The sequence below is a fragment of the Mesorhizobium sp. USDA 4132 genome (assembly GCF_056279545.1).
Genome location: NZ_JBWCCP010000001.1, coordinates 4,099,197 through 4,125,322 on the forward strand (window position 1 = coordinate 4,099,197; position 26,126 = coordinate 4,125,322).

General features: G+C 62.5%; 25 protein-coding genes. 4 read left to right on the forward strand and 21 right to left on the reverse strand.

The genetic code is table 11. The features are described from left to right. Nucleotides 1–2 precede the first annotated feature (2 nt). From ACZ9IU_RS20500 to ACZ9IU_RS20515, 4 genes are read right to left on the reverse strand one after another with little or no spacing between them, the layout of a single operon-like run. A complete protein-coding gene (locus ACZ9IU_RS20500; RefSeq protein ID WP_038546486.1) occupies nt 3–2,225 on the reverse strand; it encodes a primosomal protein N' in 2,223 nt (740 codons plus the stop codon). A gap of 48 nt (nt 2,226–2,273) precedes the next feature. Then, nucleotides 2,274–3,416, reverse strand: coding sequence for an AAA family ATPase (locus tag ACZ9IU_RS20505; RefSeq protein WP_038546489.1), 1,143 nt, complete (start codon nt 3,414–3,416; stop codon nt 2,274–2,276). 40 nt (nt 3,417–3,456) lie between these two features. Beyond that, entirely contained in the window at nt 3,457–3,915 is a 459-nt protein-coding gene (locus tag ACZ9IU_RS20510) for a GNAT family N-acetyltransferase (RefSeq protein ID WP_244447446.1), read from the reverse strand. Nucleotides 3,916–3,929: 14 nt separating this feature from the next. Continuing rightward, nucleotides 3,930–4,859 carry a GNAT family N-acetyltransferase gene (locus ACZ9IU_RS20515; RefSeq protein ID WP_038546494.1) on the reverse strand — a complete coding sequence of 310 codons (930 nt, stop codon included), beginning with the start codon at nt 4,857–4,859 and terminating at the stop codon, nt 3,930–3,932. A gap of 152 nt (nt 4,860–5,011) precedes the next feature. Between ACZ9IU_RS20515 and ACZ9IU_RS20520 the strand changes: the two genes are divergently transcribed. Both ACZ9IU_RS20520 and ACZ9IU_RS20525 read left to right on the forward strand, forming a co-directional pair. Next, the gene (locus ACZ9IU_RS20520) at nt 5,012–5,947 is read left to right on the forward strand and encodes a tyrosine recombinase XerC (protein ID WP_038546496.1); all 936 of its coding nucleotides are present in this window, start codon (nt 5,012–5,014) and stop codon (nt 5,945–5,947) included. A 97-nt stretch (nt 5,948–6,044) separates the two neighbouring features. Beyond that, nucleotides 6,045–7,124 (forward strand): TraB/GumN family protein, encoded by a 1,080-nt coding sequence (locus tag ACZ9IU_RS20525; protein WP_038549771.1) that lies wholly within the window; start codon nt 6,045–6,047, stop codon nt 7,122–7,124. 13 nt (nt 7,125–7,137) lie between these two features. On the opposite strand, the gene ACZ9IU_RS20530 is transcribed toward ACZ9IU_RS20525, so the two are convergent. Further along, the gene (locus tag ACZ9IU_RS20530) at nt 7,138–7,629 is read right to left on the reverse strand and encodes a cytochrome b (protein WP_038546498.1); all 492 of its coding nucleotides are present in this window, start codon (nt 7,627–7,629) and stop codon (nt 7,138–7,140) included. Nucleotides 7,630–7,865: 236 nt separating this feature from the next. Here ACZ9IU_RS20530 and ACZ9IU_RS20535 point away from each other — a divergent pair, with 236 nt between their 5' ends. Continuing rightward, nucleotides 7,866–8,258, forward strand: a complete 393-nt coding sequence (locus tag ACZ9IU_RS20535) for a GFA family protein (protein ID WP_038546500.1) — start codon at nt 7,866–7,868, stop codon at nt 8,256–8,258. 75 nt (nt 8,259–8,333) lie between these two features. Here ACZ9IU_RS20535 and lpdA read toward each other — a convergent pair whose 3' ends face one another. From lpdA to sdhC, 15 genes are all read right to left on the reverse strand, one after another. Next, nucleotides 8,334–9,740, reverse strand: a complete 1,407-nt coding sequence (lpdA, locus tag ACZ9IU_RS20540) for a dihydrolipoyl dehydrogenase (RefSeq protein ID WP_038546502.1) — start codon at nt 9,738–9,740, stop codon at nt 8,334–8,336. 25 nt (nt 9,741–9,765) lie between these two features. Then, nucleotides 9,766–10,518 (reverse strand): SDR family oxidoreductase, encoded by a 753-nt coding sequence (locus tag ACZ9IU_RS20545; protein ID WP_038546504.1) that lies wholly within the window; start codon nt 10,516–10,518, stop codon nt 9,766–9,768. Further along, nucleotides 10,515–11,015 carry a hypothetical protein gene (locus tag ACZ9IU_RS20550; protein ID WP_080719233.1) on the reverse strand — a complete coding sequence of 167 codons (501 nt, stop codon included), beginning with the start codon at nt 11,013–11,015 and terminating at the stop codon, nt 10,515–10,517. The genes ACZ9IU_RS20545 and ACZ9IU_RS20550 overlap by 4 nt, the downstream gene beginning before the upstream one ends. 4 nt (nt 11,016–11,019) lie before the next feature. After that, nucleotides 11,020–11,436 carry an MAPEG family protein gene (locus ACZ9IU_RS20555; protein WP_038546506.1) on the reverse strand — a complete coding sequence of 139 codons (417 nt, stop codon included), beginning with the start codon at nt 11,434–11,436 and terminating at the stop codon, nt 11,020–11,022. A 15-nt stretch (nt 11,437–11,451) separates the two neighbouring features. After that, the gene (gene odhB, locus ACZ9IU_RS20560; protein WP_038546509.1) at nt 11,452–12,708 is read right to left on the reverse strand and encodes a 2-oxoglutarate dehydrogenase complex dihydrolipoyllysine-residue succinyltransferase; all 1,257 of its coding nucleotides are present in this window, start codon (nt 12,706–12,708) and stop codon (nt 11,452–11,454) included. A 57-nt stretch (nt 12,709–12,765) separates the two neighbouring features. Continuing rightward, a complete protein-coding gene (locus tag ACZ9IU_RS20565; protein WP_038546511.1) occupies nt 12,766–15,762 on the reverse strand; it encodes a 2-oxoglutarate dehydrogenase E1 component in 2,997 nt (998 codons plus the stop codon). Between the two features lie 240 nt (nt 15,763–16,002). Beyond that, nucleotides 16,003–16,908 (reverse strand): succinate--CoA ligase subunit alpha, encoded by a 906-nt coding sequence (gene sucD / locus ACZ9IU_RS20570; protein ID WP_038546513.1) that lies wholly within the window; start codon nt 16,906–16,908, stop codon nt 16,003–16,005. A gap of 19 nt (nt 16,909–16,927) precedes the next feature. Next, complete coding sequence (gene sucC / locus ACZ9IU_RS20575) at nt 16,928–18,121, reverse strand: ADP-forming succinate--CoA ligase subunit beta (RefSeq protein WP_038546514.1); 1,194 nt, start codon at nt 18,119–18,121, stop codon at nt 16,928–16,930. Between the two features lie 36 nt (nt 18,122–18,157). Then, entirely contained in the window at nt 18,158–19,120 is a 963-nt protein-coding gene (mdh, locus tag ACZ9IU_RS20580) for a malate dehydrogenase (protein ID WP_038546517.1), read from the reverse strand. A gap of 176 nt (nt 19,121–19,296) precedes the next feature. Next, a complete protein-coding gene (zapE, locus tag ACZ9IU_RS20585; protein ID WP_038546519.1) occupies nt 19,297–20,460 on the reverse strand; it encodes a cell division protein ZapE in 1,164 nt (387 codons plus the stop codon). 29 nt (nt 20,461–20,489) lie between these two features. Beyond that, on the reverse strand, nt 20,490–21,023 hold the full coding sequence (locus tag ACZ9IU_RS20590; protein ID WP_038549776.1) for a protease inhibitor Inh/omp19 family protein: 534 nt from the start codon (nt 21,021–21,023) through the stop codon (nt 20,490–20,492). A 188-nt stretch (nt 21,024–21,211) separates the two neighbouring features. Further along, nucleotides 21,212–21,991, reverse strand: coding sequence for a succinate dehydrogenase iron-sulfur subunit (locus ACZ9IU_RS20595; protein WP_037081594.1), 780 nt, complete (start codon nt 21,989–21,991; stop codon nt 21,212–21,214). 17 nt (nt 21,992–22,008) lie between these two features. After that, nucleotides 22,009–23,850: a succinate dehydrogenase flavoprotein subunit gene (gene sdhA, locus ACZ9IU_RS20600; RefSeq protein WP_038546521.1), complete on the reverse strand. Its 1,842-nt coding sequence runs from the start codon at nt 23,848–23,850 to the stop codon at nt 22,009–22,011. Between the two features lie 7 nt (nt 23,851–23,857). After that, on the reverse strand, nt 23,858–24,238 hold the full coding sequence (sdhD, locus tag ACZ9IU_RS20605) for a succinate dehydrogenase, hydrophobic membrane anchor protein (protein WP_038546523.1): 381 nt from the start codon (nt 24,236–24,238) through the stop codon (nt 23,858–23,860). Between the two features lie 11 nt (nt 24,239–24,249). Beyond that, nucleotides 24,250–24,642 carry a succinate dehydrogenase, cytochrome b556 subunit gene (gene sdhC, locus ACZ9IU_RS20610; protein WP_038546525.1) on the reverse strand — a complete coding sequence of 131 codons (393 nt, stop codon included), beginning with the start codon at nt 24,640–24,642 and terminating at the stop codon, nt 24,250–24,252. A gap of 286 nt (nt 24,643–24,928) precedes the next feature. On the opposite strand from sdhC, the gene ACZ9IU_RS20615 reads away from it, so the two are divergent. Next, nucleotides 24,929–25,354: a hypothetical protein gene (locus ACZ9IU_RS20615; protein ID WP_038546527.1), complete on the forward strand. Its 426-nt coding sequence runs from the start codon at nt 24,929–24,931 to the stop codon at nt 25,352–25,354. A gap of 23 nt (nt 25,355–25,377) precedes the next feature. On the opposite strand, the gene ACZ9IU_RS20620 is transcribed toward ACZ9IU_RS20615, so the two are convergent. After that, a complete protein-coding gene (locus ACZ9IU_RS20620) occupies nt 25,378–26,022 on the reverse strand; it encodes a class I SAM-dependent methyltransferase (protein WP_038546528.1) in 645 nt (214 codons plus the stop codon). Between the last annotated feature and the right edge of the window lie 104 nt (nt 26,023–26,126).

The window sequence follows — 26,126 nt, forward strand, 5'->3', positions numbered from 1 at the left end:
CGCTAAAGGAAGCTCTGCGGATCGATATCGAGCTGGATCTGAACGGACCCGCGCTGTTTCGGGCCGTTTTCCAGCATAGCCCGCAGAAACGCCTGCATGTCGGAATTGCGCCGGCCATGCACCAAAAGCCGGAAGCGGTGCCGGCCGCGCACCAGCGCCAGCGGCGCTTCCGCCGGACCGAGCACCGAAATGCCGGTGACTTTTGGCGCGGCGGCCCTGAGGCCCCGCGCATGGGTTTCAGCATCCGCCCGGGTATCGGCGGAGACGATCAGCGAGGCAAGCCGGCCGAACGGCGGCAGGATCGCCTTCTCGCGCTCGGCGATCTCGCGTTCGTAAAAGGCCCCGGCATCGCCCGAGACGATCGCCTGCATCACCGGGTGCTGCGGCTGGAAGGTCTGCAGCAGGCCATGGCTCTTGAGGCCGGTTCGCCCGGCGCGGCCGGTCACCTGGCTCAGAAGCTGGAAAGTGCGCTCGGCGGCGCGCGGATCGCCATTCGAAAGCCCGAGATCGGAATCGACGATGCCGACCAGCGTCATCAGTGGAAAATTGTGGCCCTTGGCGACCAGCTGGGTGCCGATGACGATATCAGCCTCGCCCTTGGCGATCGCCTCCAGCTCCAGCTGCATGCGCTTGACGCCGCCGAGCAGGTCCGACGACATGACGATCGTCCGCGCTTCCGGAAAATGCTTTTCGACTTCCTCGGCAATCCGCTCGACACCCGGGCCGCAGGCGACGAGGTGGTCGAAGGTCCCGCATTCGGGACACGCTTCCGGCGTGCGCTCCGAATAACCGCATTGATGGCACTGGATCTGGCTCTTGAACCGGTGCTCCACCAGCCAGCTCGAACATTGCGGGCATTGGAACCGGTGGCCGCAGACGCGGCAGAGGGTCAGCGGCGCATAACCACGGCGATTGAGGAACAGCAGCGACTGCTCGTTCCGCTCCAGGGTTTTCTTCATGGCGCGCAAAAGCACCGGCGACAGAAAGCCGCCGCGCTCCGGCGGGTGGCGCCGCATGTCGATCAGATGCAGGTCCGGCATCGCCGCATCGCCGAAACGGGTCGGCAGGTGCACGGTGTTGTAGCGGCCGGCCAAGCCGTTGACCTGGCTCTCCACCGAAGGCGTCGCGGAAACCAGCACGATCGGAAAATCCCCGATCCGGGCGCGCACCACCGCCATGTCGCGGGCATTGTAGAAGACCCGGTCTTCCTGCTTGTAGGCAGGGTCGTGCTCTTCGTCGACGATGATCAGGCCGAGATCCTCGAAGGGCAGGAACAGCGCCGAACGCGCGCCGGCCACCACCTTCACCTCGCCGGTCACCACGCCGCGCCAGACCTTTTCGCGCATGCGAGGAGCAAGGTCCGAATGCCATTCGCCGGGCTTGGCGCCGAACCGCTCCTGGAAACGCTCGAGGAAGCTCGATGTCAGCGCGATTTCCGGCAGCAGGATCAGCACCTGCTTTCCGCGCCTCAAGGTTTCGGCGATCGCCTCGAAATAGACTTCCGTCTTGCCCGAGCCGGTCACGCCATCGATCAGCGAGGCGGAGAACCCGCCGGCCCGGATTGAGTCGAGGATATCCACGGACGCCTGTTTCTGCGGTCCCTCGATGCGCGGGCTGATATAGTCCGGATCGGGCCTCGCCACGACCGGCGGTGGCGGCAGGAAGACGGTCTCGAAAATTCCCTGCGCCGTCAGCCCGTCGACAACACTCATCGAGACACCGGCAGCATGTGCCAGCCCGCTGCGCGTCCACGGAATTTCCTCCTCGCCGGCAAGATCGAGCACCCGGGCGCGCGCCGGTGTCAACCGCTCCGGCTGGCCGCCGAGATAACGCAGGCCTTCGACCATCGGCTCCGGATCGAGTGCCGCCGGCGCGCGGATTGCCATGCGCGCCACGAGGCCCGGCGGCGACAGCGTATAGCTCGCCACCCAGTCGACGAAGTCGCGCATTTCCTTGGAGAGCGGCGGGCAATCGAAGACCAGCGTGATCGGCCTCAGCTTCTTCGGGTCGAGCCTGTCGTCGTTGTCCCCGTCCCAGACGACGCCGATCAGCTGCCGCGGGCCAACCGGCACCTGCACGACCGAACCGGGCTCCACATGCACGCCCTCCGGCACGGCATAGCTATAGGCGCCCGGCACCGGCAGCGGCACCAGGACCGGCACCACCCTTGCCAATGACGGCGCTTCGAACAGTGAACCGAAGAGATCGGACGAATCTATGCCCATGGGCGGGACCATGCCCAAATGCGGAACAAAAGTGAACCCTAAACAGGACTACTCATCGTCCTCGTCGTCATCGATGGCGCCGGTCAGCCGCATGCCCTGGATCCAGGTCGCACCATCCTTTCGTATCACCCGCCGCGGCCGCGTGCCGCAACGTTCCTCGACGGCGGAAGCAAGCGGCTCCGAATGGGTAACGATCCAGATCTGGCTGTAGCGAGCGGCCTGGGCGATCATGTCCGCCAGCGGCGCCAGCATATCCGGATGCAGACTCGCCTCCGGCTCGTTGAGCGCAATCAGCGGCGGCTGGCGATAGGACATCAACGCGGCCGCAAGCCCGAGAAAACGGATCTGCCCGTCGGAAAGCTCGCGCGGCTGAAACACCCGTTTGGGGAGATCCGGAAAGATCAGGCCGAATTCCGCATATTCGCCTGGCTCAGGCACATGCAGTTTCGCCCCGCCCAGAGCCGCAGCAACGGCGCGGTCGAGCTCCACCGTATCCCCGCGGGTGTGGACGAGTGTCGCGAACACCGCCGCCATGTTCCCTCCGTCCTGATCCAGCAGCGGCGAGGTAACGGCAAGGCAGGGCTGCCGCAGGGTGGAATCGCGATCCGTTCGAAAACCATGGAAGAACCGCCAGCCGTCGATCAATCGCCGAAAAGCCCCTGCTTCCGGATAGTGGCCGGCATCGCCGAGCAGCGCGATTGCCGTTTCCGAGGTCATCGCCTTTTCGGGATACTCCTCCATGCGACCGCTTGTCCCACGCACCATGATCCCCGGCCCGGTACGTTTTATCATCGTCACGGGCCGCGAACCGGTTTCAACGACAAGCTCCTCCTCCTTCACCTGCGGCTCGAAGGCAAAGCCCGCCGCATCGATAGGCGGGCGAAGCCCCGCCTCGACCCGGTAGCGGAACGTCACCGCCCGCTCTTCATCAAGAACCTCGACCTCGAGCTTGATGCGGAAATTCTTCTCCTGCCGGCGCTGACCGGACCAGAGCGCCGAGGCCATGCCGCCTTCGGCCGCGATCTCATAGGCCAGGTTGCCGCGAACCGCCGCCTGCACCAGCTGCAGGGCACGGTAAAGATTGGACTTTCCGACACCGTTCTCGCCGATGAACAGGTTGACACCGGCCAGATCCATGCGGATCGAGCGCAGCGAGCGGTAGTTGGCGGCAAACATCGAGCGAAGCAGCATGCGCTATTCCTAGCCGAAGAGCGGGATGTAAAAATGCCGCTCAGGTGAGGCGCAAGGTATGCGTATAGCTCTCGCCCGTCAGCGGCAGAAAGCCCATGGCCTGCCAGAAACGACTGGCATCGTCGCTGCCGGCATGGACGGTCACGACCGACGTGAAAGAGCGGGCGTGTTCGAGCAGGTATTCGGCAAGGCGCCTGCCTATGCCTCCGCCGCGGTATTCCCGCGACACATAAAAACGACGCATCCGCAGCCAGTCGGCCCGCGTCGGTTCGATCGTCATCCCGCCGACGGCGATCAGCAACCCCTGATCATGGGCGCCCAGCAGGCTTTCGCCGCGTCGCTCGAAACGATTGATTCCGGAAGACCATTCCTCGGCGATCCGGAGGATGTGACTATAACCTTCCTGTCTGGCGGCCTCGGCAAGCGGCATGACGCCTCCGGCCAGCGGGTCCCTGAGCGGAGTAATCACCACACTCATGCCTAAGGGAGCGATATCCACGGGACACATCTCTTTCATGCCGCCGAAGCCGTCTGCGATTTCTCGGCAGGCTTGAACGTCGCATCGCCATCCGCGGCAAGTTCGAACACCGTGTGCTGTTCCAGCGCCTTGGTGACCTCGGTCATATCGCCATCGAGCGCGCTCGGCGGGATCATCTGGCCGACGGTGAAATCGAAATGGTCGCCCTTCTTGTTCAGGAGTTCGTAGAACACCGTCATGTCGCGCAGTTCCGTCGACCATTTGGCGAACCAGTAGAACAGGCCGGAATTGCGCGCCCGCATGTGAATCGGCAGGATCGGCAGATTGTACTTGCGGGCGAGACTGACGGCGGATGTTTTCCACGGCCGTTCGTTGAGCTTGCCCTCCGCCCAATAGGCGATGCGCCCCGAGGGAAACAGCACCATGACCTTGCCGTCCTCGATGGTCTTGTTGGTCAGAACCAGCGTCTCGCGCGCCTTCAGCTTGGTCTTGTATTCCTCCCGCCATTCGACGGGGATGATCATCTCGGAAAACCGCGGATTGACGCGCACCGCGTCACGGTTGGCAAACACCATCATGTCCGGACGGCGCGACTTCAGGAGGTCGAAGACGGCAACCCCGTCGGCGATCCCGGTCGGGTGATTGCTGACGAGAATGAAGCCGCCCTTTTCGGGAATGCGCTCGGCATTGGCGACCGTCACATCCAGTTTCAGGAGGTCGCTCATGTATTCGAAGCACTGGAAGCCGCTGAGCGTCGAGATGTCGTTGGCGAAGTTGATCGCCCGTCCATAACGCAGCAGCGTGTAGAGAAATGGCCGCATCACCGGCCAGAGCGGATTCTGGACGATCCGCTGGCCGCGCTCGGCAATCAATGTGTCGACGATGTGGCCGGGTCTGCCTTGTGAAACGAGGGCGATTGTTTCCGCGAACTGTCCAAAAGTGGTCGTAGAATCACGGCGCGCCATAGAAACTCCCGCAGGCAGGACCTGCTTGGTATGGCAGCCCCGTATGATCGAACGATGACATCGTTACCCACGACTAAGGCAGTCTTAGGGATTTTGTAACGCCGTCCAGAGCAATCTGGGGCGCAACCAATCCAAATTCAACGGGGCCGACAGTGAATGAGCTGCTGATTATCGCCGCACCCGATCTCATGGAAAAACGTCGCGAATGGCTGGAGAGCCTGGCAAACGAACGCCGGCTGTCGGACAACACGCTCGATGCCTATGAACGCGATACGCGGCAGTTTTTGACGTTTCTGACCCGACATCTGGCAGGTCCGGCGAAAATTTCCGATATCCACACCCTGCGCCCGGCCGACCTGCGTGCTTTTCTGGCTGCGCGCCGCCGAGACGGTTCCGGAGCAAGGTCGCTCGGCCGGCATCTCGCCGGGCTCCGTTCATTTCTTCGTTATCTCGAGCGAAAGGGCTTGGTGAACGCTGCAGCCGCCGGCGCCATCCGGGCGCCGAAGCAGCCGAAGTCCCTGCCGAAACCGCTGACCGACCGCCAGGCGCTCAACCTCGTCACGACAGGTGCCCAGCTGCAGGAAGAGCCGTGGATCGCCGCGCGGGATGCCGCCGTGCTGGCCCTGCTCTACGGCTGCGGCCTGCGCATCTCCGAGGCCCTGGGTCTCAGACCAACGGACCTGGCGCCGGGCGCGACAACCCTGCGGATCACCGGCAAGGGCGGCAAGACCCGTCTCGTGCCGCTGCTGCAGGCCGTGTTCGATGCCGTCGCCACCTACAGGAAACTCTGCCCCTACCATCTGGAAGCCGAAAAGCCGCTGTTTCGCGGCGCCCGCGGCGGGCCGCTGCAGCCGGCGATCATCCAGCGGGAAATGCAGAAGCTCCGGAGCGCCTTCGGCCTGGCGGAGACGGCAACCCCACATGCGCTGCGGCATTCCTTCGCAACGCATTTGCTTGCCGGCGGCGGCGATCTGCGCACCATCCAGGAACTGCTCGGCCATGCGAGCCTCTCGACAACCCAGGTCTATACCGGCGTCGACTCCTCCAGATTGCTGGAAGTCTACGACCGCGCCCATCCCCGTGCTTAGCTCCTAAATCTGCCTGAACGAAGTTTTAACCAGTTGCGTTAAGCGCTTGTGCAGCCGCCATCGCTAATATGTCGGCAACTTTCAGACGGATGACATGATGACTCCCGCCTTTGCCTCCCCCTCCGGCGCTTTGGTGAAGCGCGCCCAAGGCTTCGTGCTGTGGCTGATCGCGGCCGCGCATGTCGCGGCGCTCGCCTCTCTGCTTCTCATCCTCGGCTCATTGTCCCCGGCACGGGCGGAAACGCCGGCCTGTGACGGCAAGAACCTTCTCGAAGAGATGAAGGCCGAAAAATCGCCGCTCTACGACCAGATCGTCGGCGAGGCCGCCAAGGTGCCGAACGGCAAGGGCACCTTCTGGAAGATCGAGAAGGACGGGCTTCAAGCCTCTTACCTGCTCGGCACCATGCACGTCTCCGACCCGCGGGTGTTGAAAATGCCGCTCGGCGCTGCCGAAGCCCATTCCAAGGCGAAGACCATCATCATCGAATCCGACGAGGTCATCGACGAGAAGAAGGCCATGGCCAAGATGCTGGCCAAACCGGAACTGATGATGTTGACGGATGGCAACACGATCGATTCGCTCTTGCCGAAGGACGATGTCGCGCTGCTTGAAACCGGCCTGAAGGCCCGCGGAGTGCCGCTCTCGGCCGTTTCGCGCATGCGGCCGTGGATGCTGATGGCGCTCGTTTCTGTGCCGGCTTGCGAGCTCGCCCGCAAGGCACAGAACATCGCCTTTCTCGACAAGAAGATCGCCGAGCAGGCCACCGCCGAGGGCAAACCGGTCAAAGGGCTGGAAACGCTCGAAGAACAGGCGGCGGCACTCAACGCCATCCCGATCGAGCTTCACCTCAAGTCGCTGATCGAGACCATCAAGCTCGGCCGGCGCGTCGACGACGTTTTCGAGACGCTGACCGACGTCTATCTCTCAGGCAATATCGGCCTTGCCATGCCGATGCTGAAAGCCGTGGCACCCGACGGCACCGAAGACGAGGCCGGATATGGCGACTTCGAAAACCTCGTCGTCAGCAAACGCAACCACGTGATGGCCGATCGGGCGGCTTCCATCCTCGACCAGGGCGGCGCCTTTATGGCTGTCGGCGCCCTTCACCTGCCGGGCGAGGAAGGCCTTGTCGAGCTCTTCCGGAAACAGGGCTTCAAGGTGACGGCGATCAACTGACGCCGTCCATCCTTCATCGGCCACTCGTCATCCGCTTCAGCACATCGGTCTTCCAGTAGAACTGATGCACCAGCGCCCCGCCGATATGGGCGACGATCAATGCCCACATCAAAATTTTCAGCGGCCCCGTATGAGCAAAGGCGGCAGTCTTGTTTCCGAAATACCACGCGCCGATGCCAGCCAGGGGCATGGCGACGAAGAGCGCGTAAAAAGCCCAGTGACTGATCTTCACCACAGCCCGCAGGAATGGAGGCTCTTGCCGCGGCTCCGGCGGAACACCTTGCACCAGCCGCAGACAGAGCCGGATCAGGCCGAGGACCAGCACGCTGATACCGACATAGGCGTGGATATTCGCCGCACTCACCTGCTCCGGCGTTAGTGCCTGACCGCGGAACATCAGCCGCCCGGCAGTCTCCATGGCGTCGGTGAAAAGCAGGTTGAACAGGATCAGCGCCGCCATCAGCCAATGTAGGATACGCTGCGGAACTGTGAAGGAGGAAGCCATTTTCTTGACCTTTTTCAGAAGGTTAGAGTGATGGAATCCAGTCTAGGTCCGTTTGCCGGATGCTCAAGCAAAAGCGGCAACCATGTCCAAGATTTAATCCGGGAATTGACCAATCGTAATTCCAGGCCGTGTGTTCGGCTGGAAGTGATCATCATTGTCGTTCGCTCCGGACAATTGCACCGAAGGCGCTGGTCGGTGTAAAAATTTCCGCCGCTTGATCTTGGAGGAGACGCGATATGGATCGATTTACCGGCGGTTGCCTGTGCGGCAGCGTGCGAATTGTGGCGTCGGGGCTGCCGTACCGGGTCGGCATCTGTCACTGTCTCGACTGCCGCAAACATCATGGAGCGCTTTTCCACGCTTCCGCGATATTTCCCCAGGATGCGGTGACGGTCGAAGGCGAGACACGCGATTACGCCGGGCGGTTTTTCTGTCCGCGCTGCGGCTCCTCGGTTTTCGCACGCACCGCGGACGAGATCGAAGTCAACCTCGGATCCCTGGATGCTCCCGACCAGCTGACGCCAACCTACGAAAGCTGGATCATCCGCCGGGAGGCCTGGTTACCGCCGTTTCCGCTCGCCAGGCGTTACGAGCGCGATCGTGATGCCACGGGCCGTTTCGAGGGGTAGACCTCCCAAACGGCGAAAGGGCAGGACGATGTCCCACCCTTCCCGATCATACCGGCATGAAAGCGCTGGAGGCGTTCACATATGGATCGGCTTGAAGAAAGTCGCGAGCGCTGCCTCCTTGACCGCTTCCGACATCGTCGGATGGGCATGGCAGGTGCGGCCGAGGTCTTCCGACGAACCGCCGAATTCCATCAGCACGGCAATCTCGTGGATCATTTCGCCGGCGCCGAAACCCACGATATGGCCGCCGAGAACCCGGTCGGTGTCCTTGTCGGCCAGGAACTTCACGAAACCGTCCGTCGCCAGCATGGCGCGAGCGCGGCCGTTCGCCGTGAACGGGAACTTGCCGACCTTGTAGGCGATGCCCGCAGCCTTCAGCTCTTCCTCGGTCTTGCCCACGGACGCCACTTCCGGCTGGGTATAGACGACGCTCGGGATGACGTCGTAGTTCACATGGCCGTGCTGGCCGGCGAGGATTTCCGCCATCGCCACACCTTCGTCTTCCGCCTTGTGGGCAAGCATCGGTCCCTTGACCACGTCGCCGATCGCATAGATGCCTTCGACATTGGTCTTGAAGTGCCCGTCGATCTCGACGCGGCCGCGGTTGTCGAGCTTGACGCCCGCTTCTTCCAGGCCGAGGCCTGCCGTGTAGGGCTTGCGCCCGGTAGAGATCAGCACCACGTCGGCCTCCAGCGTCTGGGCCTCACCGCCCTTGACCGGCTCGTAGGTGACCTTGGCACCATTGGCGGTCTTTTCGACGCCGGTGACCTTGGCATCCGTGCGGATATCCATGCCCTGCTTGGCCATCATGCGCTGGAACTGCTTGGAGACTTCGCCGTCCATGCCGCCGAGCAGCTTGTCGAGATATTCGATCACGGTGACCTTGGCGCCGAGGCGCGACCAGACCGAACCGAGCTCCATGCCGATGACGCCACCGCCGACCACGATCAGGTGCGCCGGCACCTTTTCGAGCGCGATGCCGCCGGTCGACGAGATGATCACCTTCTCGTCGATCTCGACATTGACGCCCGGAATGCCCGCAACGTCGGAGCCGGTGGCGATGACGATGTTCTTGGTTTCAAGTTCCTGGACCTTGCCGTCGTCGCCGGTCACCGAGACCTTGCCGGCCGAGACGATCTTGCCGGTGCCGATGAAGCCGTCGATCTTGTTCTTCTTGAACAGAAAGGAGACCCCGTCGACGTTCGACTTAACGGTCGCGTCCTTGTGGGCCATCATCTTTTCAAGATTGAGTTTTGGCGCGGAAACCTCGACGCCGAGCGCATCCATGCCGTGGGCGGCGTGGGCGAACATTTCGGAAGCGTGCAGCAGCGCCTTGGAAGGGATGCAGCCGATGTTGAGGCAGGTCCCGCCATAGGTGGCGCGCTTTTCCACGACCGCGACCTTGAGGCCGAGCTGGGCAGCCTTCACCGCGCAGACGTAACCGCCGGGGCCGCTTCCGATGACGACGAGATCATATGCCATAGTTCTTTTTCCTTCTCTTCATCTCTTAGCGCCCGCCGCTCACGTCGAGTATGGCGCCGGTTACATAGGAGGCCGCTGGCGACAGAAAATAGAGGACGGCATCCGCCACCTCTTCCGCCCTGCCCGGCCGTTGCATGGGAACGCTGGGCGCCATGTCGCGCGCCCGGTCCGGCAGCCCGCCGGATGCATGGATATCCGTGTCGATGATGCCCGGGCGGATCGCATTGACGCGCACACCTTCGGTCGCGACTTCGCGTGCCAGGCCGATGGTCAGCGTGTCGATCGCTGCCTTCGAAGCTGCGTAGTCGACATATTGCCCCGGGGATCCCAGCTTGGCCGCCATCGATGAGATGTTGACGATCGCGCCGCCCTTGCCGCCATGTCTCGTCGACATGCGGCGCACCGCTTCCCCGGCACACAGGATCGAACCCGTGACATTGATCCGCATCATCCGCTCGATGCGTTCGGCGCTCATCTCGTCGATGCGCTGCGGCATGTCGACGATCCCGGCATTGTTGACCAGCCCGTCGAGCTGCCCGAAATGTCGGTCGACCGCCTGAAACATCGCGACGATCTCGGCCGCATTGCCGATATCAGCCTGGACCGCTATCGCCTCGCTGCCGGCGGCCTCGATTTCCGAAACCACCTTTTCAGCCGCCTGCCGATTGGAGGCGTAGTTCACCGCCACCCGCCAACCACGGCTGGCGGCCATCAGCGAGACCGCCGCGCCGATGCCGCGGCTTCCGCCGGTCACCAGGAGAACAGGGTCTTCGCTCATGCCTTGCATTCCTTGAATTGGTACAGGTCCCAGGGGACCTGTTTCAGACCGCTCTTGCCCCATAGCGTCGAATGTCGGATCGACGGGCCGAAGCCCGGCATCAGGATCGCGTCCGGCGCCGGGGCATCGGCCGCGCCCAATATGTCGATATGGCCGGTCGCCACATCAAGGGCATAGGGTACGCCGGTCCAGACCGTGCAGGCTCGAAGTTCGGCGCCGGTCGCATCACCCTGCGGGCAATTGTTCGTCACCATGCCACCCGGACGCTTGGATTCCTCGTCATACATGACGTTGCCGTCGAGCTTCAGCTTGCCCCCGGTGATCGTGAAGAGATGGCTGACCACGGCGGCGTCCGAACCGACAGGCTTGAACGCAAGCACGGTCCCGGCGGTCGCCTCGACGAATACGGCCTTCTCGATGGCACATCGCTCCGCGGCCAGCGCCATACCCGGCACCAGGCAGAATATCGGAAGCCATGTTTTCAAGGATGCGGTCATGGCGTCACCGGAACAGCACGATGGTCATGGCGAGAAGCCCGATCAGGCTCACCGTCCAGACGAGGGAGCGGATATAGGGCACCCCTCCCATGTAGAGCGGGATATAGACGACCCGGGAGACCAGCCAGATCCAGCCGCCGATCAGCCCCCAGCCGGACGCGTCGTGTCCGGCAAAGGCGACGCCAAGCAGCAGGCCGACGAAAGCCGGATAGGTCTCCTGGAAATTCTTCGAAGCACGCGCGGCACGCCCCGCGAACTTGTCCCCCGGCGCCAGTCCCTCGTCCCGCGGCCCTGCGTTCCATTCACGACCAAGCTCGCGGGTGGAGAGCGTACCCTGCAGCAGAACATGGAACACAAGAAGGACAACGCTCAAGGCCAGCAGCGTCATGTATGGCGTTGCGGTAACCCCGAGCGTTTCCATGGGTTCGTTCCCGGCTTAGAGATCGAGAACCAGGCGTTCCGGATCTTCGAGGCTTTCCTTGACGCGCACCAGGAAAGTCACGGCTTCCTTGCCGTCGACCATACGGTGATCGTAGGAGAGCGCGAGATACATCATCGGACGGATGACGATCTGGCCGCCGATGACGACCGGACGGTCCTGGATCTTGTGCATGCCGAGAATGCCGGACTGCGGGGCGTTGAGGATCGGCGAAGACATCAGCGAACCGTAGACGCCGCCGTTCGAGATGGTGAACGTGCCGCCCTGCATGTCGGCCATCGAGAGCGCGCCATCACGGGCAAGCTTGCCGAGGCGGCCGATATCCTTCTCGATTTCGGCGATCGACATCTGGTCGGCATTGCGCACGACCGGCACCACGAGGCCCTTGTCGGTGCCGACGGCGACGCCGACATGGCAGTAGTTCTTGTAGATGATGTCGGTGCCGTCGATCTCGGCGTTGACGGCCGGCAGTTCCTTCAGCGCGTGGGTCACGGCCTTGGTGAAGAAGCCCATGAAGCCGAGCTTGACGCCATGCTTCTTCTCGAACACGTCCTTGTAGCGGTTGCGCAGGTCCATGACCGCCTTCATGTCCACCTCGTTATAGGTGGTCAGCATGGCGGCGGTGTTCTGGGCATCCTTGAGGCGGCGGGCGATCGTCTGGCGCAGGCGCGTCATCTTCACACGCTCTTCGCGGGATGCGTCATCGGCCGAGGAAACCGGACGCGGTGCCGCCGGAGCGGCAGGCGCCTGTGCCGGAGCGGAAATGCCCTTGGCAACGGCAGCGATCACATCGCCCTTCAGAACCTGGCCACGCTTGCCCGAACCATCGATATCAGCAGTCGAGATGTAGTTGTCCGCAGCGACCTTTGCAGCAGCCGGAGCCGGCGGCATCGAGGTGGCGGCAGCAGAAGCGCTGGCGGCGGCAGCGACCGGCGCGGGAGCAGCCGGTTCGGCAGCCTTGGCCGGCGCGGCTTCGGCGGGTTTTGCAGCCGGAGCAGCGGTCGCGGCACCAGCAGCACCTGCGGCGATCTGGCCGAGCAGGGCGCCGAGGCCGACGGTCTCGCCATTGGCGGCGACAATCTCGGTTAGAACGCCGGCGGCCGGCGACGGAACCTCGACGGTCACCTTGTCCGTTTCGAGCTCGAGGAGCGGCTCGTCGGCCTTGACCGTATCGCCGACCTTCTTGAACCAGGTGCCGACAGTTGCCTCGCTGACGGACTCGCCGAGAGTGGGGACGCGGATTTCGGTGGCCATGATCTGTTTCCGTGTTTGTCAGGTTGTGTCTGTGAAAAGTGAAGGAGCGGCTGGGAATCAGCCGCCGAGCGCGTCTTCGAGGAAGGCTTCGAGCTGTGCGAGATGCTTCGACATCTGGCCCGTTGCAGGCGAGGCCGCTGCCGGCCGGCCCGTATACCGGACACGCTGATACTTGGCATCGATATGCGCCAGAACCCATTCCAGATACGGGTCGATGAACGACCATGCGCCCATGTTCTTCGGCTCTTCCTGGCACCAGACCATTTCCGCATTGCGGAAGCGGGAGAGCTCGTTGATCAGGGCCTTGGCCGGGAACGGATAGAGCTGTTCGATGCGCAGCAGGTAGATGTCGTCGATGCCGCGCTTTTCGCGCTCTTCGAGAAGGTCGTAATAGACCTTGCCGGTGCAGAGCACGACGCGACGGATCTTGGCATCCTTCTGCAGCTTGATCGGACCATCCTTGATGACCTCCGCATCGTCCCAGAGGAGGCGATGGAAGGCCGATTCGCCGGCCATTTCGGCAAGCGTCGAGGTGGCCCGCTTGTGGCGCAGCAGCGACTTCGGCGTCATCAGGATCAGCGGCTTACGGAAGTCGCGCTTCGTCTGCCGGCGCAGGATGTGGAAGTAGTTGGCCGGCGTCGTGACGTTGGCGACCTGCATGTTGTCTTCGGCACACATCTGCAGCCAGCGTTCCAGGCGGGCCGAAGAGTGTTCCGGACCCTGGCCTTCATAACCGTGCGGCAGAAGGCAGACGAGACCGGACATGCGCAGCCACTTGCGTTCACCAGACGAGATGAACTGGTCGAACACGACCTGCGCACCGTTGGCGAAGTCGCCGAACTGGGCTTCCCAGAGGGTCAGCGCATTCGGACGGGCAAGCGAATAACCGTATTCGAAGCCGAGTACCGCCTCTTCCGAAAGCATCGAGTTGATGACTTCGTAACGAGCCTGGGTCGGCGACAGGTTGGCGAGCGGGATGTAGCGCTCTTCGGTGTCCTGATCGTAGAGAACCGAGTGACGCTGCGAGAACGTGCCGCGTTCGCAATCCTGACCGGAGAGGCGGATCTTGGTGCCTTCGACGGCAAGCGAGCCGAATGCCAGGGCTTCCGCCATGGCCCAGTCGATGCCTTCGCCGGTCTCGACCATCTGCGAACGGTTCTCCATGAACCGCTTGATGGTGCGGTGCGCGTTGAAGCCTTCCGGAATGGTCGCCAGCTTGCGGCCGATTTCCCTCAGTTCCTTCATCGGCATCGCAGTCTTGCCGCGGCGCTGTTCGTCGGCATTGTCGGCCGAGCGCAGGCCCGACCACTGGCCGTCCAGCCAGTCGGCCTTGTTCGGCTTGTAGCTCTGGCCGGCCTCGAACTCGGTTTCGAGATTGGCGCGCCAGTCGGCCTTCATCTTCTCGAATTCGCCGTCGGTGACGAGACCTTCGGCGATCAGGCGGTCGGCATAGATCTGCGCGACGGTCTTGTGGGCGCGGATGACCTTGTACATCTTCGGCTGCGTGAACGCCGGCTCGTCGCCTTCGTTATGACCGAAGCGGCGGTAGCAGAACATGTCGATGACGACCGGCTTGTGGAACTTCATCCGGTATTCGGTCGCGACCTTGGCGGCATAGACGACCGCTTCCGGATCGTCGCCATTGACGTGGAAGATCGGCGCCTCGATCATCTTTGCGACGTCGGACGGATAAGGCGACGAACGCGAGAAGGCCGGATTGGTGGTGAAGCCGATCTGGTTATTGACGATGACGTGCATCGTGCCGGCAACGCGATGGCCGCGCAGGCCCGACAGGCCGAGGATTTCGGCCACGACGCCCTGGCCCGCAAACGCGGCATCGCCGTGCAGCAGAAGAGGCAGAACCTTGGAGCGTTCCTTCAGCGGAATGATATCGCCGTCCCAGGCCTTGGCGAGCATGTCCTGCTTGGCGCGAGCCTTGCCCATGACCACCGGGTTGACGATTTCCAGATGCGACGGGTTAGCCGTCAGCGACATGTGAACCTTGTTGCCGTCGAACTCGCGGTCCGACGAAGCGCCGAGATGGTACTTGACGTCGCCCGAACCTTCGACTTCGTCCGGCTTGAACGAACCGCCCTTGAACTCGTGGAACACCGCGCGATGCGGCTTGTGCATGACGTTGGTGAGCACGTTCAGGCGGCCGCGGTGCGGCATGCCGAGAACGACTTCTTCAAGGCCTTCCTGGCCGCCGCGCTTGATGATCTGTTCGAGCGCCGGGATCAGCGATTCACCACCGTCGAGGCCGAAGCGCTTGGTGCCCTTGAACCGGACGTCGAGGAACTGTTCGTAACCTTCCGCTTCGACGAGCTTGGAAAGAATCGCCTTCTTGCCTTCCGGCGTGAATTCGACGCCCTTGCCCGGGCCTTCGATACGTTCCTGGATCCAGGACTTTTCTTCCGGATTGGAGATGTGCATGAACTCGACACCGAGCGTCGAGCAATAGGTCCGCTCCAGAATCTCGATCATCTGGCGCAGCGTCGCGTATTCGAGGCCGAGCACGTTGTCGATGAAGATCTTGCGGTCGTAGTCTGCTTCGGTGAAGCCGTAAGCGGACGGCGACAGTTCGTTATAGTCCTCGACCGCGCTGGCAATGCCGAGCGGATCGAGCTTGGCATGCAGGTGGCCGCGCATGCGGTAGGCGCGGATCATCATGATGGCGCGGACGCTATCGCGCGTCGCCTGCAGCACATCGGTTTCGTTGACCGGCTTGCCGGTCGCGGCAGCAGTCGCTTCCGCCTTCGCCTTGACCTTCGTTTCGATCGCCTTTTCGACGATCGGCCAGTTGCCGTCGAGTGCCGACACCAGTTCGCCGTTGGCCGTGATCGGCCAGTTCTTGCGCTGCCACGAGGCTCCCTTGGCGGCCGCCTTCACATCGTCCGGATTGTCGGCGAGCGCCTTGAAGAAGGCCTGCCATTCCGGCGAGACGGATGTCGGTTCGTCCTCATACCGCGCATGAAGCTGCTCGATATAGGCCGCGTTCTGTCCGTCGAGGAAAGAGGTGATGAGGAACTGCTCGTTGGCTTCTTGCCGTGCCATGGTTATCTGCGGGCGCCGCGCCCGCCTCCTGACGTAATCGGAGCCGGAAAATATCTCTGGCCTCCGCATTTTCTTGGTCTTCGTCTTGGTACCGAACCGCCCTTGGCGGTCACACGTCCCCTAAGATTAAGAGACGCAAAACATAGACAGGCGAAACAATGTGGCGCTTCGCCTGTCCGAAGCTTGTCGGATCAATCGCCACCTATCTATCTGGGGGTGGCGAGTGTCCTTTATGTGGCGTCAGCCCTTCAGGACTTCAACCAAGGTCTTGCCGAGACGGGCCGGGGACGGCGACACTTTGATGCCTGCCGATTCCATGGCCGCGATCTTCGATTCCGCGTCACCCTTGCCGCCGGAAACCACAGCACCGGCATGACCCATGGTGCGGCCCTTCGGAGCGGTACGACCTGCGATGAAGCCGGCCATCGGCTTGCTGCGGCCTTGTCTGGCTTCGTCCTTGAGGAACTGCGCCGCGTCTTCTTCCGCCGAACCGCCGATTTCGCCGATCATGATGATCGAGGTGGTGGCGTCGTCGGCGAGGAACATTTCCAGGACGTCGATGAACTCGGTGCCCTTGACCGGGTCGCCGCCGATGCCGACAGCCGTCGTCTGGCCGAGGCCTTCGTTGGACGTCTGGAACACGGCCTCATAGGTGAGCGTGCCCGAGCGGGAAACGATGCCGACCGAACCCTTGCGGAAGATCGAGCCCGGCATGATGCCGATCTTGCATTCTTCCGGGGTCAGGATGCCCGGGCAGTTGGGGCCGAGCAGTCGCGACTTGGAACGGTCGAGGCGAGCCTTGACGCGCACCATGTCCATGACCGGAATGCCTTCGGTGATGCAGGTGATGAACGGGACTTCGGCTTCGATCGCCTCGATGATCGCGTCAGCTGCGCCTGCCGGCGGAACGTAGATCACGGTCGCATCGGCGCCCGTGCGTTCCTTGGCTTCGGCAACAGAGGTGAAAATCGGCAGCGCCGTACCGTCGACGCCGGAGGACCACGATTCGCCGCCCTTCTTCGGATGAACGCCACCTACCATCTTGGTGCCGTAGTAGGCGAGCGCCTGCTCCGTGTGGAAGGTGCCGGTCTTGCCGGTCAGGCCCTGGACGATGACCTTGGTGTCTTTGTTGACGAGAATAGACATTGGTTCCGGTCCTTCCAGGTTAGGCTTCGATCGCCGCGACGATCTTCTTCGCCGCGTCGTCAAGGTCGTCAGCCGCCGTGATAGCGAGACCAGATTCATTCAGGATCTTCTTGCCGAGTTCGACATTGGTGCCTTCGAGGCGCACCACGAGCGGAACCTTCAAGCCGACTTCCTGCACCGCCGCGACAACGCCTTCGGCGATGACGTCGCAGCGCATGATGCCGCCGAAGATGTTGACGAGGATGCCCTCGACCTTCGGGTCCGCAGTGATGATCTTGAAGGCCGCAGCCACCTTCTCCTTGCCGGCGCCGCCGCCGACGTCGCAGAAGTTAGCCGGCTCCTTGCCGTAGAGCTTGATGATATCCATCGTCGCCATGGCGAGACCGGCGCCGTTGACCATGCAGCCGATATTGCCGTCGAGCGCCACGTAAGCGAGGTCCCACTTGGAGGCCTCGATTTCCTTGGCGTCTTCTTCAGTCTCGTCGCGCAGCGCCTTGACGTCGTCGTGACGGAAGAGCGCATTGCCATCGAACGACATCTTCGCGTCGAGAACGCGCAGGTGGCCGTTCTTCATGACGATCAGCGGATTGATCTCGAGAAGGGCCATGTCCTTCTCGTTGAAGGCCTTGTAGAGCAGCGGGAAGAGCGACTTGGCATCTTCCGCGGCAGCGCCGTCGAGTTCCAGAGCCTTGGAGATCGCAGCAATGTCCGCAGCCGTTACGCCGGCTTCCGGATCGATGGCGATCGTGTGGATCTTCTCAGGCGTATCGTGGGCGACGGCTTCGATGTCCATGCCGCCTTCGGTCGAAACCACGAATGCGACGCGGCCGACCGAGCGGTCCACCAGCAGCGAGCAATAGAGTTCGCGGGCAATATCGGCGCCGTCTTCGATATAGAGGCGGTTGACCTGCTTGCCAGCTTCGCCGGTCTGCGCGGTCACCAGCGTGTTGCCGAGCATTTCCTTGGCATGCGCCTTGGCTTCTTCGATCGAGAAGGCCAGGCGAACGCCGCCCTTGGCGTCGGGGCCGAGTTCCTTGAACTTGCCTTTGCCGCGGCCGCCCGCATGGATCTGGCTCTTGACGACGTAAAGCGGACCCGGCAGCGACTTCGCAGCCGCCTCGGCCTCGTCAGCCTTCAGGATCGCGACACCTTCCGCAACCGGCGCGCCATAGCCCTTCAGCAGAGCCTTGGCCTGATATTCATGAATGTTCATGGGTTTATCCCTGTTTCGATGACTTCAGCGCGTCAATTACTTGAGAGCCGGGGCGATGTTGGTGCAGGCTTCGCAGAGGCCGGCAACGGCGCCGACGGACTTCTGGAAGGCGGCTTCTTCGTCCTTGTTGAACTCGACCTCGATGATGCGCTCGACGCCGCCGGCGCCGATGATCGTCGGAACGCCGACATACATGTCCTTCACACCGTACTGGCCGGAGAGATAGGCGGCAGCCGGGAGAACGCGCTTCTTGTCCTTGAGGAAGGATTCGGCCATTTCAATCGCCGAAGCGGCCGGAGCGTAATAGGCCGAACCGGTCTTCAGCAGGCCGACGATTTCAGCGCCGCCGTCACGGGTGCGCTGGATGATTTCTTCGAGACGTTCCTTGGTGACCCAGCCCATCTTGACGAGGTCGGTGAGCGGTACGCCGCCGACGGTCGAGTAACGGGCGAGCGGCACCATCGTGTCGCCGTGGCCGCCGAGAACGAAGGCGGTGACGTCCTGGACGGAAACGTTGAATTCTTCGGAGAGGAAGAGACGGAAGCGAGCCGAGTCGAGCACGCCGGCCATGCCGACAACCATGTTCTTCGGCAGGCCGGAGAACTTCTGGAGAGCCCAGACCATCGCGTCGAGCGGGTTGGTGATGCAGATCACGAAGGCGTTCGGGGCATATTTCTTGATGCCGGCACCGACCTGTTCCATGACCTTCAAGTTGATGCCGAGCAGGTCGTCGCGGCTCATGCCCGGCTTGCGGGCGACACCGGCGGTGACGATGCAGACGTCGGCACCTTCAATGGCCGCGTAATCGCTGGCGCCGGAAAGCTTGGCATTGAAGCCCTCGACCGGGCCGGACTGGGCGATATCGAGGCCCTTGCCCTGCGGAATGCCGTCGGCAATGTCGAAGAGGACGATGTCGCCCAGTTCCTTCAGGCTGGCGAGATGCGCCAGCGTGCCACCAATCATGCCAGAACCAATAAGTGCGATCTTCTTGCGCGCCATCGAAAAGCTTCCTTTCGAGATCCGAATCCTTGGCAGACTACGGCTCGCCTACCAATGTGCCAGACCGCATAGCCCTATCCGCTCAAAATGGCAATCGATTATTTTCCGCTCAACTTTTTCAATCGGTTAGATATCAAAATTCTTACGTAAACGTAAGAATTTCTGTCACCAAACCGTTAAAGTCCGCGGCGCTTTTCCTGGTGCAGCGCAAGATAGTCAGGGCTGCGCATCTCGAAAAGACGCGAGATGGTGCGGTCGAACTCGAAGCCTTCTGTGCCTTTTCGCTCCAGGAGGATACCTTCCGGCGCTGTCGCTGCCGATACGTAAAGCCGGACCGTGTGGTCGTAGAGCGTGTCGACGAGATTGATCAGCCGTTTGGTTTCGTTGCGCTTCTCCGGCCCGAGCTGCGGAACGCGCTCGACGAAGATCGCGTCGAAGCGATCGGCGAGCGCCAGATAGTCCGTCGCGCCCAGCGGCTTGCCGCAGATGTCCTTGAAATCGAAGCGCGCCGCCCGCCCGGCGGCCGACGGCACATGGATGCTGCGGCCCTTTATCGGGATCTCGGCAGGCGCCGCCTTCTCGCCCTCGGTCACCTGGTGCCAGGCGGATTCCATTGCCGCGTCGGCGCGCGCGTCGAGCGGCGTCACGTAGACCGGCAGGCTTGCGAGCTTCTGCATACGGTAGTCGTTGGGTGAATCGAGGGTGACCACGTCGACATACCGGTTGAGCAGCGCGATAAACGGCAGGAAGAGGCCGCGGTTCAGCCCGTCCCTGTAGAGATCGTCCGGCGCAACGTTTGAGGTGGCGACAAGAACACAGCCGAGCCCGAACAGCTCCGTGAACAGCCGCGCCAGGATCATCGCGTCGGTGATGTCGGTGACCGAGAATTCGTCGAAGCAGAGGAGTTCGGCCTCCGCAAAGAGGGCTGCAGCGACCGGCGGCACGGGATCGGCCTGCTTGGTCTCGCCGCGTTTCAGCTTCTGGCGGTGGTCGTGGATGCGGTTGTGCACATCCGCCATAAATTCGTGGAAATGCGCCCGGCGTTTCTTCGTCGTTGGCGCCTTCTTGAAGAACATGTCCATCAGCATGGTCTTGCCACGCCCGACGCTGCCATGCACATAGAGCCCGCGGATTTCGCGGGGGCGGCCGCCGCCCTTGGCAAAAAGCCAGCCGAGCGAGCTTTTCTTCTTCGCCGGCCTCGTCTCGCGAAGGCAGGTCAGCAGATGGTCGAGTTTGGCGGCAACCGAAAGCTGGGCCCGATCGGCGGTCAATACGCCGGATGCGGTGAGGGCTCTCAGCTCCTCACCGACACTCGTCGTGTATTCGGGGATGGGTTCCAACCGGACGCCCTCGAAATTGCGGGGGCCGCTTAACGGCTGAGGCTGACTTGCTGACCGGAATTCATCGTGCCGTCAAAGCGGTTCTCGGCGCTCTTGTAGACGCGTCCGATCACGTCGCCGGCCCGGTTCTTGAACTGGACCATCTTGCCGGACACTTCCCACGAACCCATTGCCGTCAATTCACCGGCACAGCCGCGGGTACCGCCGCGCGAACCACCGCCGAGATTGGTGAGCGTCAGGAACATGTCGCAGGACGAACCGCCGTTGGAAACGCGCCAGTTGCCGACCATCGCTTCCTTCTTGACGTCGAGCGCACTCGCTGGCGGTGCGGCCGGGTTGGCCGACGCCATGGCAGGATTTGCGCCGGGCGCGCTCGGGAACTGGGAAGCACCGGCAGGCGGCGGCAACTGGCCGCCCTGAACGGACGGCACGGGCTGCGCCTGAAGCGGAGCGGGCTGAGAGGGTTGAGCAGGCAGATCGCTATAGGGGCTATATGAAGTGCGCTGGCAACCCGCCAGTGCCAAGGCAAGAACAAGTCCCGTCGCCACGTATCTGAACTGCATCATCTAACTCCTGCTTTCAGCTTGACCCGCCACCGATGCCACTGAATTGAGACCGAATTATCGTAAACCACCTTGGTTAATCAAGTCGTACTGGAACAATTCGGCATGGCTGATCAAGAAGAATGCTGCAATGCATCCGGTCCCGCCGACGCGGGGACCGAATGAGGCATCAAATTGCCGAGAACGCCTCAGACGCGGCGCTCGACCATCATCTTCTTGATCTCGGCGATCGCCTTGGCCGGGTTCAGGCCCTTGGGGCAGGTCTGGGCGCAGTTCATGATCGTGTGGCAGCGATAGAGCCGGAACGGGTCCTCGAGATTGTCGAGGCGCTCGCCCTTGGCTTCGTCGCGGCTATCGATCAGCCAGCGATAGGCCTGCAAAAGGGTGGCCGGGCCGAGATACCGGTCGCCGTTCCACCAGTAGCTCGGACAGGAGGTCGAGCAGCAGGCGCACAGGATGCACTCGTAGAGGCCGTCGAGCTTCTGGCGGTCTTCGTGGCTCTGCTTCCATTCCTTGGCCGGCGGCGGCGAAACCGTCTTCAGCCAGGGCTCGATCGAGCGGTGCTGGGCGTAGAAGTTGGTGAGGTCCGGAACCAGGTCCTTGACCACAGGCATATGCGGCAGCGGATAGACCTTCACGGTGCCCTTCACGTCGTCCATGCCCTTGGTGCAGGCGAGCGTGTTGGTGCCGTCGATGTTCATCGCGCAGGAGCCGCAGATGCCCTCGCGACAGGAGCGGCGCAACGTCAGCGTCGGGTCGATATTGTTCTTGATGTAGAGCAGACCGTCGAGAACCATCGGGCCGCAATCGTCGACATCGATATAATAGGTGTCGATGCGCGGGTTCTGGCCGTCATCCGGGCTCCAGCGGTAGATGCGGAATTCCCGGACGTTCTTGGCACCAGCCGGCTTCGGCCAGGTCTTGCCTTCGGTCATCTGAGAGTTCTTGGGGAGAGCGAGTTCAACCATGGTCCAGTTCCCTCAGATCAGTACACGCGTGCCTTCGGCTCGATCTTGTGCGGATCGATGCCTTCGGCGATGAGCTCGGTGTGAACCGGGCGATAGTCTAGCTTGACGTCGCCGTTGTCGCTGACCCAGGCAAGCGTGTGCTTGCGCCAGTTCTCGTCGTCGCGGCCGCCGAACGGGCCGGATGTGTAGTCCTCGCGGGCGTGGGAGCCGCGGCTTTCCTTGCGGGCTTCCGCGCCGACCACCGTGGCGATCGCGTTCGCCATCAGGTTTTCCAGTTCCAGCGTCTCGACAAGGTCCGAGTTCCAGATCATCGAACGGTCGGTGACCTTGATGTCCTTCAGCTCGCCCCAGATCGCCGACATGCGCTTGCAGCCCGATTCCAGCGATTCCTGGGTGCGGAACACGGCGGCGTCGTCCTGCATGGTGCGCTGCATCTTGTCGCGCAGCACCGCGGTCGGCGTTCCGCCGTTGGCGTTCCGCAGGCGGTCGAAACGGTCCATGATCTTGTCGCAGGCGGCGATGTTGAGCGCCGGGATCGGCTCGGCCTTGTTGATCACCTCGCCGGCGCGGATCGCGGCGGCGCGGCCGAACACCACGAGGTCGATCAGCGAGTTGGAGCCGAGGCGGTTGGCGCCGTGAACCGAGGCGCAGCCCGCCTCGCCGACGGCCATCAGGCCCGGCAGCAGACGCTCCGGATTGGCGCTGTCGGCATTGAGCACCTCGCCGTAGAAGTTGGTCGGGATGCCGCCCATGTTGTAATGCACGGTCGGCAGGACCGGGATCGGCTCCCGCGTCACGTCGACGCCCGCAAAGATCTTGGCGCTCTCGGAAATGCCCGGCAGGCGCTCGTGCAGAACGGCCGGATCGAGATGGTCGAGATGCAGGAAGATGTGGTCCTTGTTCTTGCCGACGCCGCGGCCTTCGCGGATTTCCAGCGTCATGCAGCGCGAGACGACGTCGCGCGAGGCGAGGTCCTTCGCCGAAGGTGCGTAGCGTTCCATAAAGCGCTCGCCCTCGGAATTGACGAGGTAACCGCCTTCGCCGCGCGCGCCTTCGGTGATCAGACAGCCAGAGCCGTAGATGCCGGTCGGGTGGAACTGCACGAATTCCATGTCCTGCAAAGGCAGGCCGGCGCGAGCCACCATGCCGCCGCCGTCGCCGGTGCAGGTATGGGCTGATGTCGCCGAGAAATAGGCGCGGCCGTAACCGCCGGTCGCCAGCACCACCATCTTGGCGGCGAAGCGGTGGATCGTGCCGTCATCGAGGTTCCACGCGACGACGCCGGTGCAGCGCCCGTCATCCGACATGATCAGGTCGAGCGCGAAATATTCGATGAAGAATTCCGCATTGTTCTTCAGCGACTGGCCGTAGAGCGTGTGCAGGATGGCGTGGCCGGTGCGGTCTGCCGCGGCGCAGGTGCGCTGCACCGGCGGGCCGGCGCCAAAGTTCTGCATGTGGCCGCCGAACGGGCGCTGGTAGATCTTGCCTTCCTCGTTACGCGAGAAGGGCACGCCGTAATGCTCGAGTTCGTAGACGGCCTTCGGCGCTTCCATGACCATGTACTGCATGGCATCGACGTCGCCGAGCCAGTCGGAGCCCTTGACCGTGTCGTAAAGGTGCCACTGCCAGCTATCCGGCGTCATGTTCTGCAGCGAGGCGGCGATGCCGCCCTGAGCTGCGACGGTGTGAGAGCGGGTCGGGAAGACCTTGGTGATGCAGGCGGTCTTGAAACCCTGTTCAGCCATGCCGAGCGTGGCGCGAAGGCCAGCACCACCGGCGCCGACGACGATCACGTCATAGGAATGGTCGACATAGGTATAGGCCTTGCCGTTCTGGGCGATGGGGGTGACGGATGCCATGACGGGGTTATCCTGCAAATGCGATTTTCAGGACGGCGAAAAGACAGAGGCCGCCCACCGCGAGGGAAAAGAAGGCGTTGAGGATCAGAAGAACGATCTTCGTGGCTTCGGAATGGATGTAGTCCTGGATGATCTCTTCCATGCCGAGACGCATGTGGATGATGCTGGCGACGACCGTCAGCCCGTTGATCGTTGCGACGAAGGGATTGGCCAGCGCGCCCACCACTTCGGCATAAGGCTTGCCTGCATAGATGATCAGGAAGACGACATAGAAGAGAAGAAGCGGCACGAGTGCGACCGCGGTCGTGCGGACACGCCAGAAATGCTCCGTGCCGCTCTTGGCGGAGCCGAGGCCGCGGACTTTTCCGAGAGGAGTGCGCATATCCATGATCAATCTCCTCAGCGAACGATGAGCACGATCGCCCAGACCAGAACGGTCAGCGCGATGGAAGCCACGAGATTGGCCTTGGCCAGCATGGTCGAGAATTCCTTCTCGAAACCGTAGCCGATGTCCCACATGATGTGGCGCAGGCCGCCGAGCAGATGGTGAAGAAGGGCCCAGGTATAGCCGAACAGCACGACCTGTCCGATGATCGAGCCGAACAGCCAGTTGACCTGGTTGAAATATTGCTCGCCGGATGCGGCCGCGATCAGCCAGGCGGCGACCAGCAACGTGCCGACGTAGAGCGCGCCACCGGTAATGCGGTGGACGATCGACATCGCCATGGTGGGAATGAACTTGTAGATTTGCAGATGCGGCGACAGAGGCCGGTTATTTGTCACATTCGCCATCAGAACCTCGCGGCGTCGTATGCGGTATCAAGGGCGGGCGCCCAGCAATGCACGGTGCCGAAGAAATGTGCATTGCATCATTGGCGTGGTTTAATCGCACGGATGTCGGACGACAAGAACAATTCAAACCGATTTTCAATTTAATCGATTGTGTCTTTCTCGTGGCTGGCGTGGTTCAAACCCGGCCGTCACATTAACTACAATTTCGAAAGATTTCGTTGCCGCCGGGACGTGACGAGCCGTTTTATGGTAACGTTTCGTTAATCATGTTCTCCGGAGTTTCGCCATGATCGCGAATCGCATCAAGCCTGTCCTGGTCGCTGCGGCGCTTTTTGCGTCGCTCGCATCCGCCGCCAATGCCCGCGACGGCTGGCGCGGCGCCGACAGCAGCGTCTACCGCCTCGGCGGCAATCACTGGGTCGAACAGGACGACGGCGCATCCAACGTGGAAAGCTTCCGCGTTTTCTACACCGGCACGGCATCGTTCGTCCGCAGGCTCGGCATTTTCAGCGGACCGCTGCAGGCTCCCCCGATCCCCGACTTCGGCATTCATTTTTCACGCTACTTTTCGGAAGGCTACTGGCAGGGAGAAGAAGGTCGCGTGGTGCTTGCCCCAAGGGCCAAGATCATCGATGTCGGCACAGGCCTGCGCGGTTTCGGAAACGCCTGTTCCTACGAAGCCGGCGTCTGCGTCATCCGCGGCGGGAACTGAGACGCGGCATTATCTGCTCGAAGCTAAACAAACCGCCAAACGGTCGTCTTCTTCACTTCGCTGTCTTCCAGCGCCCGGGTGACCGGCACCTGGTAGACCGCCAGCGATTCGAGCCGGTCCTTCGGAAGATAGCTGCGGCCCGGATCGCCGATCAGGACCAGTTTCCCCTCATCCGCAAGCCGCGTGAACCACGGTATCAAGGCCGCCGCAAAATCCCGGTCGTAGAAGACATCGCCAGCCAGGATGACATCCGCCCCGACCACCTCGCCGATCTGGTCGTCGGCTGTGGAGCGGATTACCACCCCGTTCTCCGCGGCATTCAGCGCTATGGCGCTCGCAGCCCAGGGATCGATATCCGCCGCCAGCACGTCGGCGGCGCCGGAAAGCTGCGCGGCAATCGCCACCAGGCCGGAGCCGCTGGCGAAATCGAGTACCGTTTTGCCCGCGACCACATCCGGATGATCGAGAATATAGCGGGCAAGGCCCTGCCCGCCCGCCCAGGCAAACGCCCAGAACGGCGGCGGCAGGCCGATTTCCTCCAGATCCTCTTCCGTCTTCAGCCAGAGGTCATGCGCCTCGCTCGCCAGATGCAGCCGGATTTCCGGCACATGCGGCGGCGCGGCGATATCCGTGTTTTGAAGGATGAATGTCCGGGGATCAGTCTTCAATTTTTCCGCTTATTGCCTGTCTATGACGGGCCAACGGGCGACAGAAACGACCCACAAGCCAATGATATTGACCAGCGGAACAAATGCGATGACGGCCCACCAGC

Coding starts and splice junctions, on each gene's coding strand:
- ACZ9IU_RS20505 (WP_038546489.1), bottom strand. CDS start 3,416: ATGCTGCTTCGCTCGATGTTTGCCGCCAACTACCGCTCGCTGCGCTCG.
- odhB (WP_038546509.1), bottom strand. CDS start 12,708: ATGGCCACCGAAATCCGCGTCCCCACTCTCGGCGAGTCCGTCAGCGAG.
- sdhC (WP_038546525.1), bottom strand. CDS start 24,642: ATGGCGAATGTGACAAATAACCGGCCTCTGTCGCCGCATCTGCAAATC.
- ACZ9IU_RS20545 (WP_038546504.1), bottom strand. CDS start 10,518: ATGAGCGAAGACCCTGTTCTCCTGGTGACCGGCGGAAGCCGCGGCATC.
- ACZ9IU_RS20555 (WP_038546506.1), bottom strand. CDS start 11,436: ATGGAAACGCTCGGGGTTACCGCAACGCCATACATGACGCTGCTGGCC.
- mdh (WP_038546517.1), bottom strand. CDS start 19,120: ATGGCGCGCAAGAAGATCGCACTTATTGGTTCTGGCATGATTGGTGGC.
- ACZ9IU_RS20565 (WP_038546511.1), bottom strand. CDS start 15,762: ATGGCACGGCAAGAAGCCAACGAGCAGTTCCTCATCACCTCTTTCCTC.
- ACZ9IU_RS20590 (WP_038549776.1), bottom strand. CDS start 21,023: ATGCAGTTCAGATACGTGGCGACGGGACTTGTTCTTGCCTTGGCACTG.
- lpdA (WP_038546502.1), bottom strand. CDS start 9,740: ATGGCATATGATCTCGTCGTCATCGGAAGCGGCCCCGGCGGTTACGTC.
- sucC (WP_038546514.1), bottom strand. CDS start 18,121: ATGAACATTCATGAATATCAGGCCAAGGCTCTGCTGAAGGGCTATGGC.
- ACZ9IU_RS20525 (WP_038549771.1), top strand. CDS start 6,045: ATGACTCCCGCCTTTGCCTCCCCCTCCGGCGCTTTGGTGAAGCGCGCC.
- sdhA (WP_038546521.1), bottom strand. CDS start 23,850: ATGGCATCCGTCACCCCCATCGCCCAGAACGGCAAGGCCTATACCTAT.
- ACZ9IU_RS20550 (WP_080719233.1), bottom strand. CDS start 11,015: ATGACCGCATCCTTGAAAACATGGCTTCCGATATTCTGCCTGGTGCCG.
- ACZ9IU_RS20530 (WP_038546498.1), bottom strand. CDS start 7,629: ATGGCTTCCTCCTTCACAGTTCCGCAGCGTATCCTACATTGGCTGATG.
- ACZ9IU_RS20615 (WP_038546527.1), top strand. CDS start 24,929: ATGATCGCGAATCGCATCAAGCCTGTCCTGGTCGCTGCGGCGCTTTTT.
- ACZ9IU_RS20595 (WP_037081594.1), bottom strand. CDS start 21,991: ATGGTTGAACTCGCTCTCCCCAAGAACTCTCAGATGACCGAAGGCAAG.
- sucD (WP_038546513.1), bottom strand. CDS start 16,908: ATGTCTATTCTCGTCAACAAAGACACCAAGGTCATCGTCCAGGGCCTG.
- ACZ9IU_RS20535 (WP_038546500.1), top strand. CDS start 7,866: ATGGATCGATTTACCGGCGGTTGCCTGTGCGGCAGCGTGCGAATTGTG.
- ACZ9IU_RS20500 (WP_038546486.1), bottom strand. CDS start 2,225: ATGGGCATAGATTCGTCCGATCTCTTCGGTTCACTGTTCGAAGCGCCG.
- sdhD (WP_038546523.1), bottom strand. CDS start 24,238: ATGGATATGCGCACTCCTCTCGGAAAAGTCCGCGGCCTCGGCTCCGCC.
- ACZ9IU_RS20515 (WP_038546494.1), bottom strand. CDS start 4,859: ATGGCGCGCCGTGATTCTACGACCACTTTTGGACAGTTCGCGGAAACA.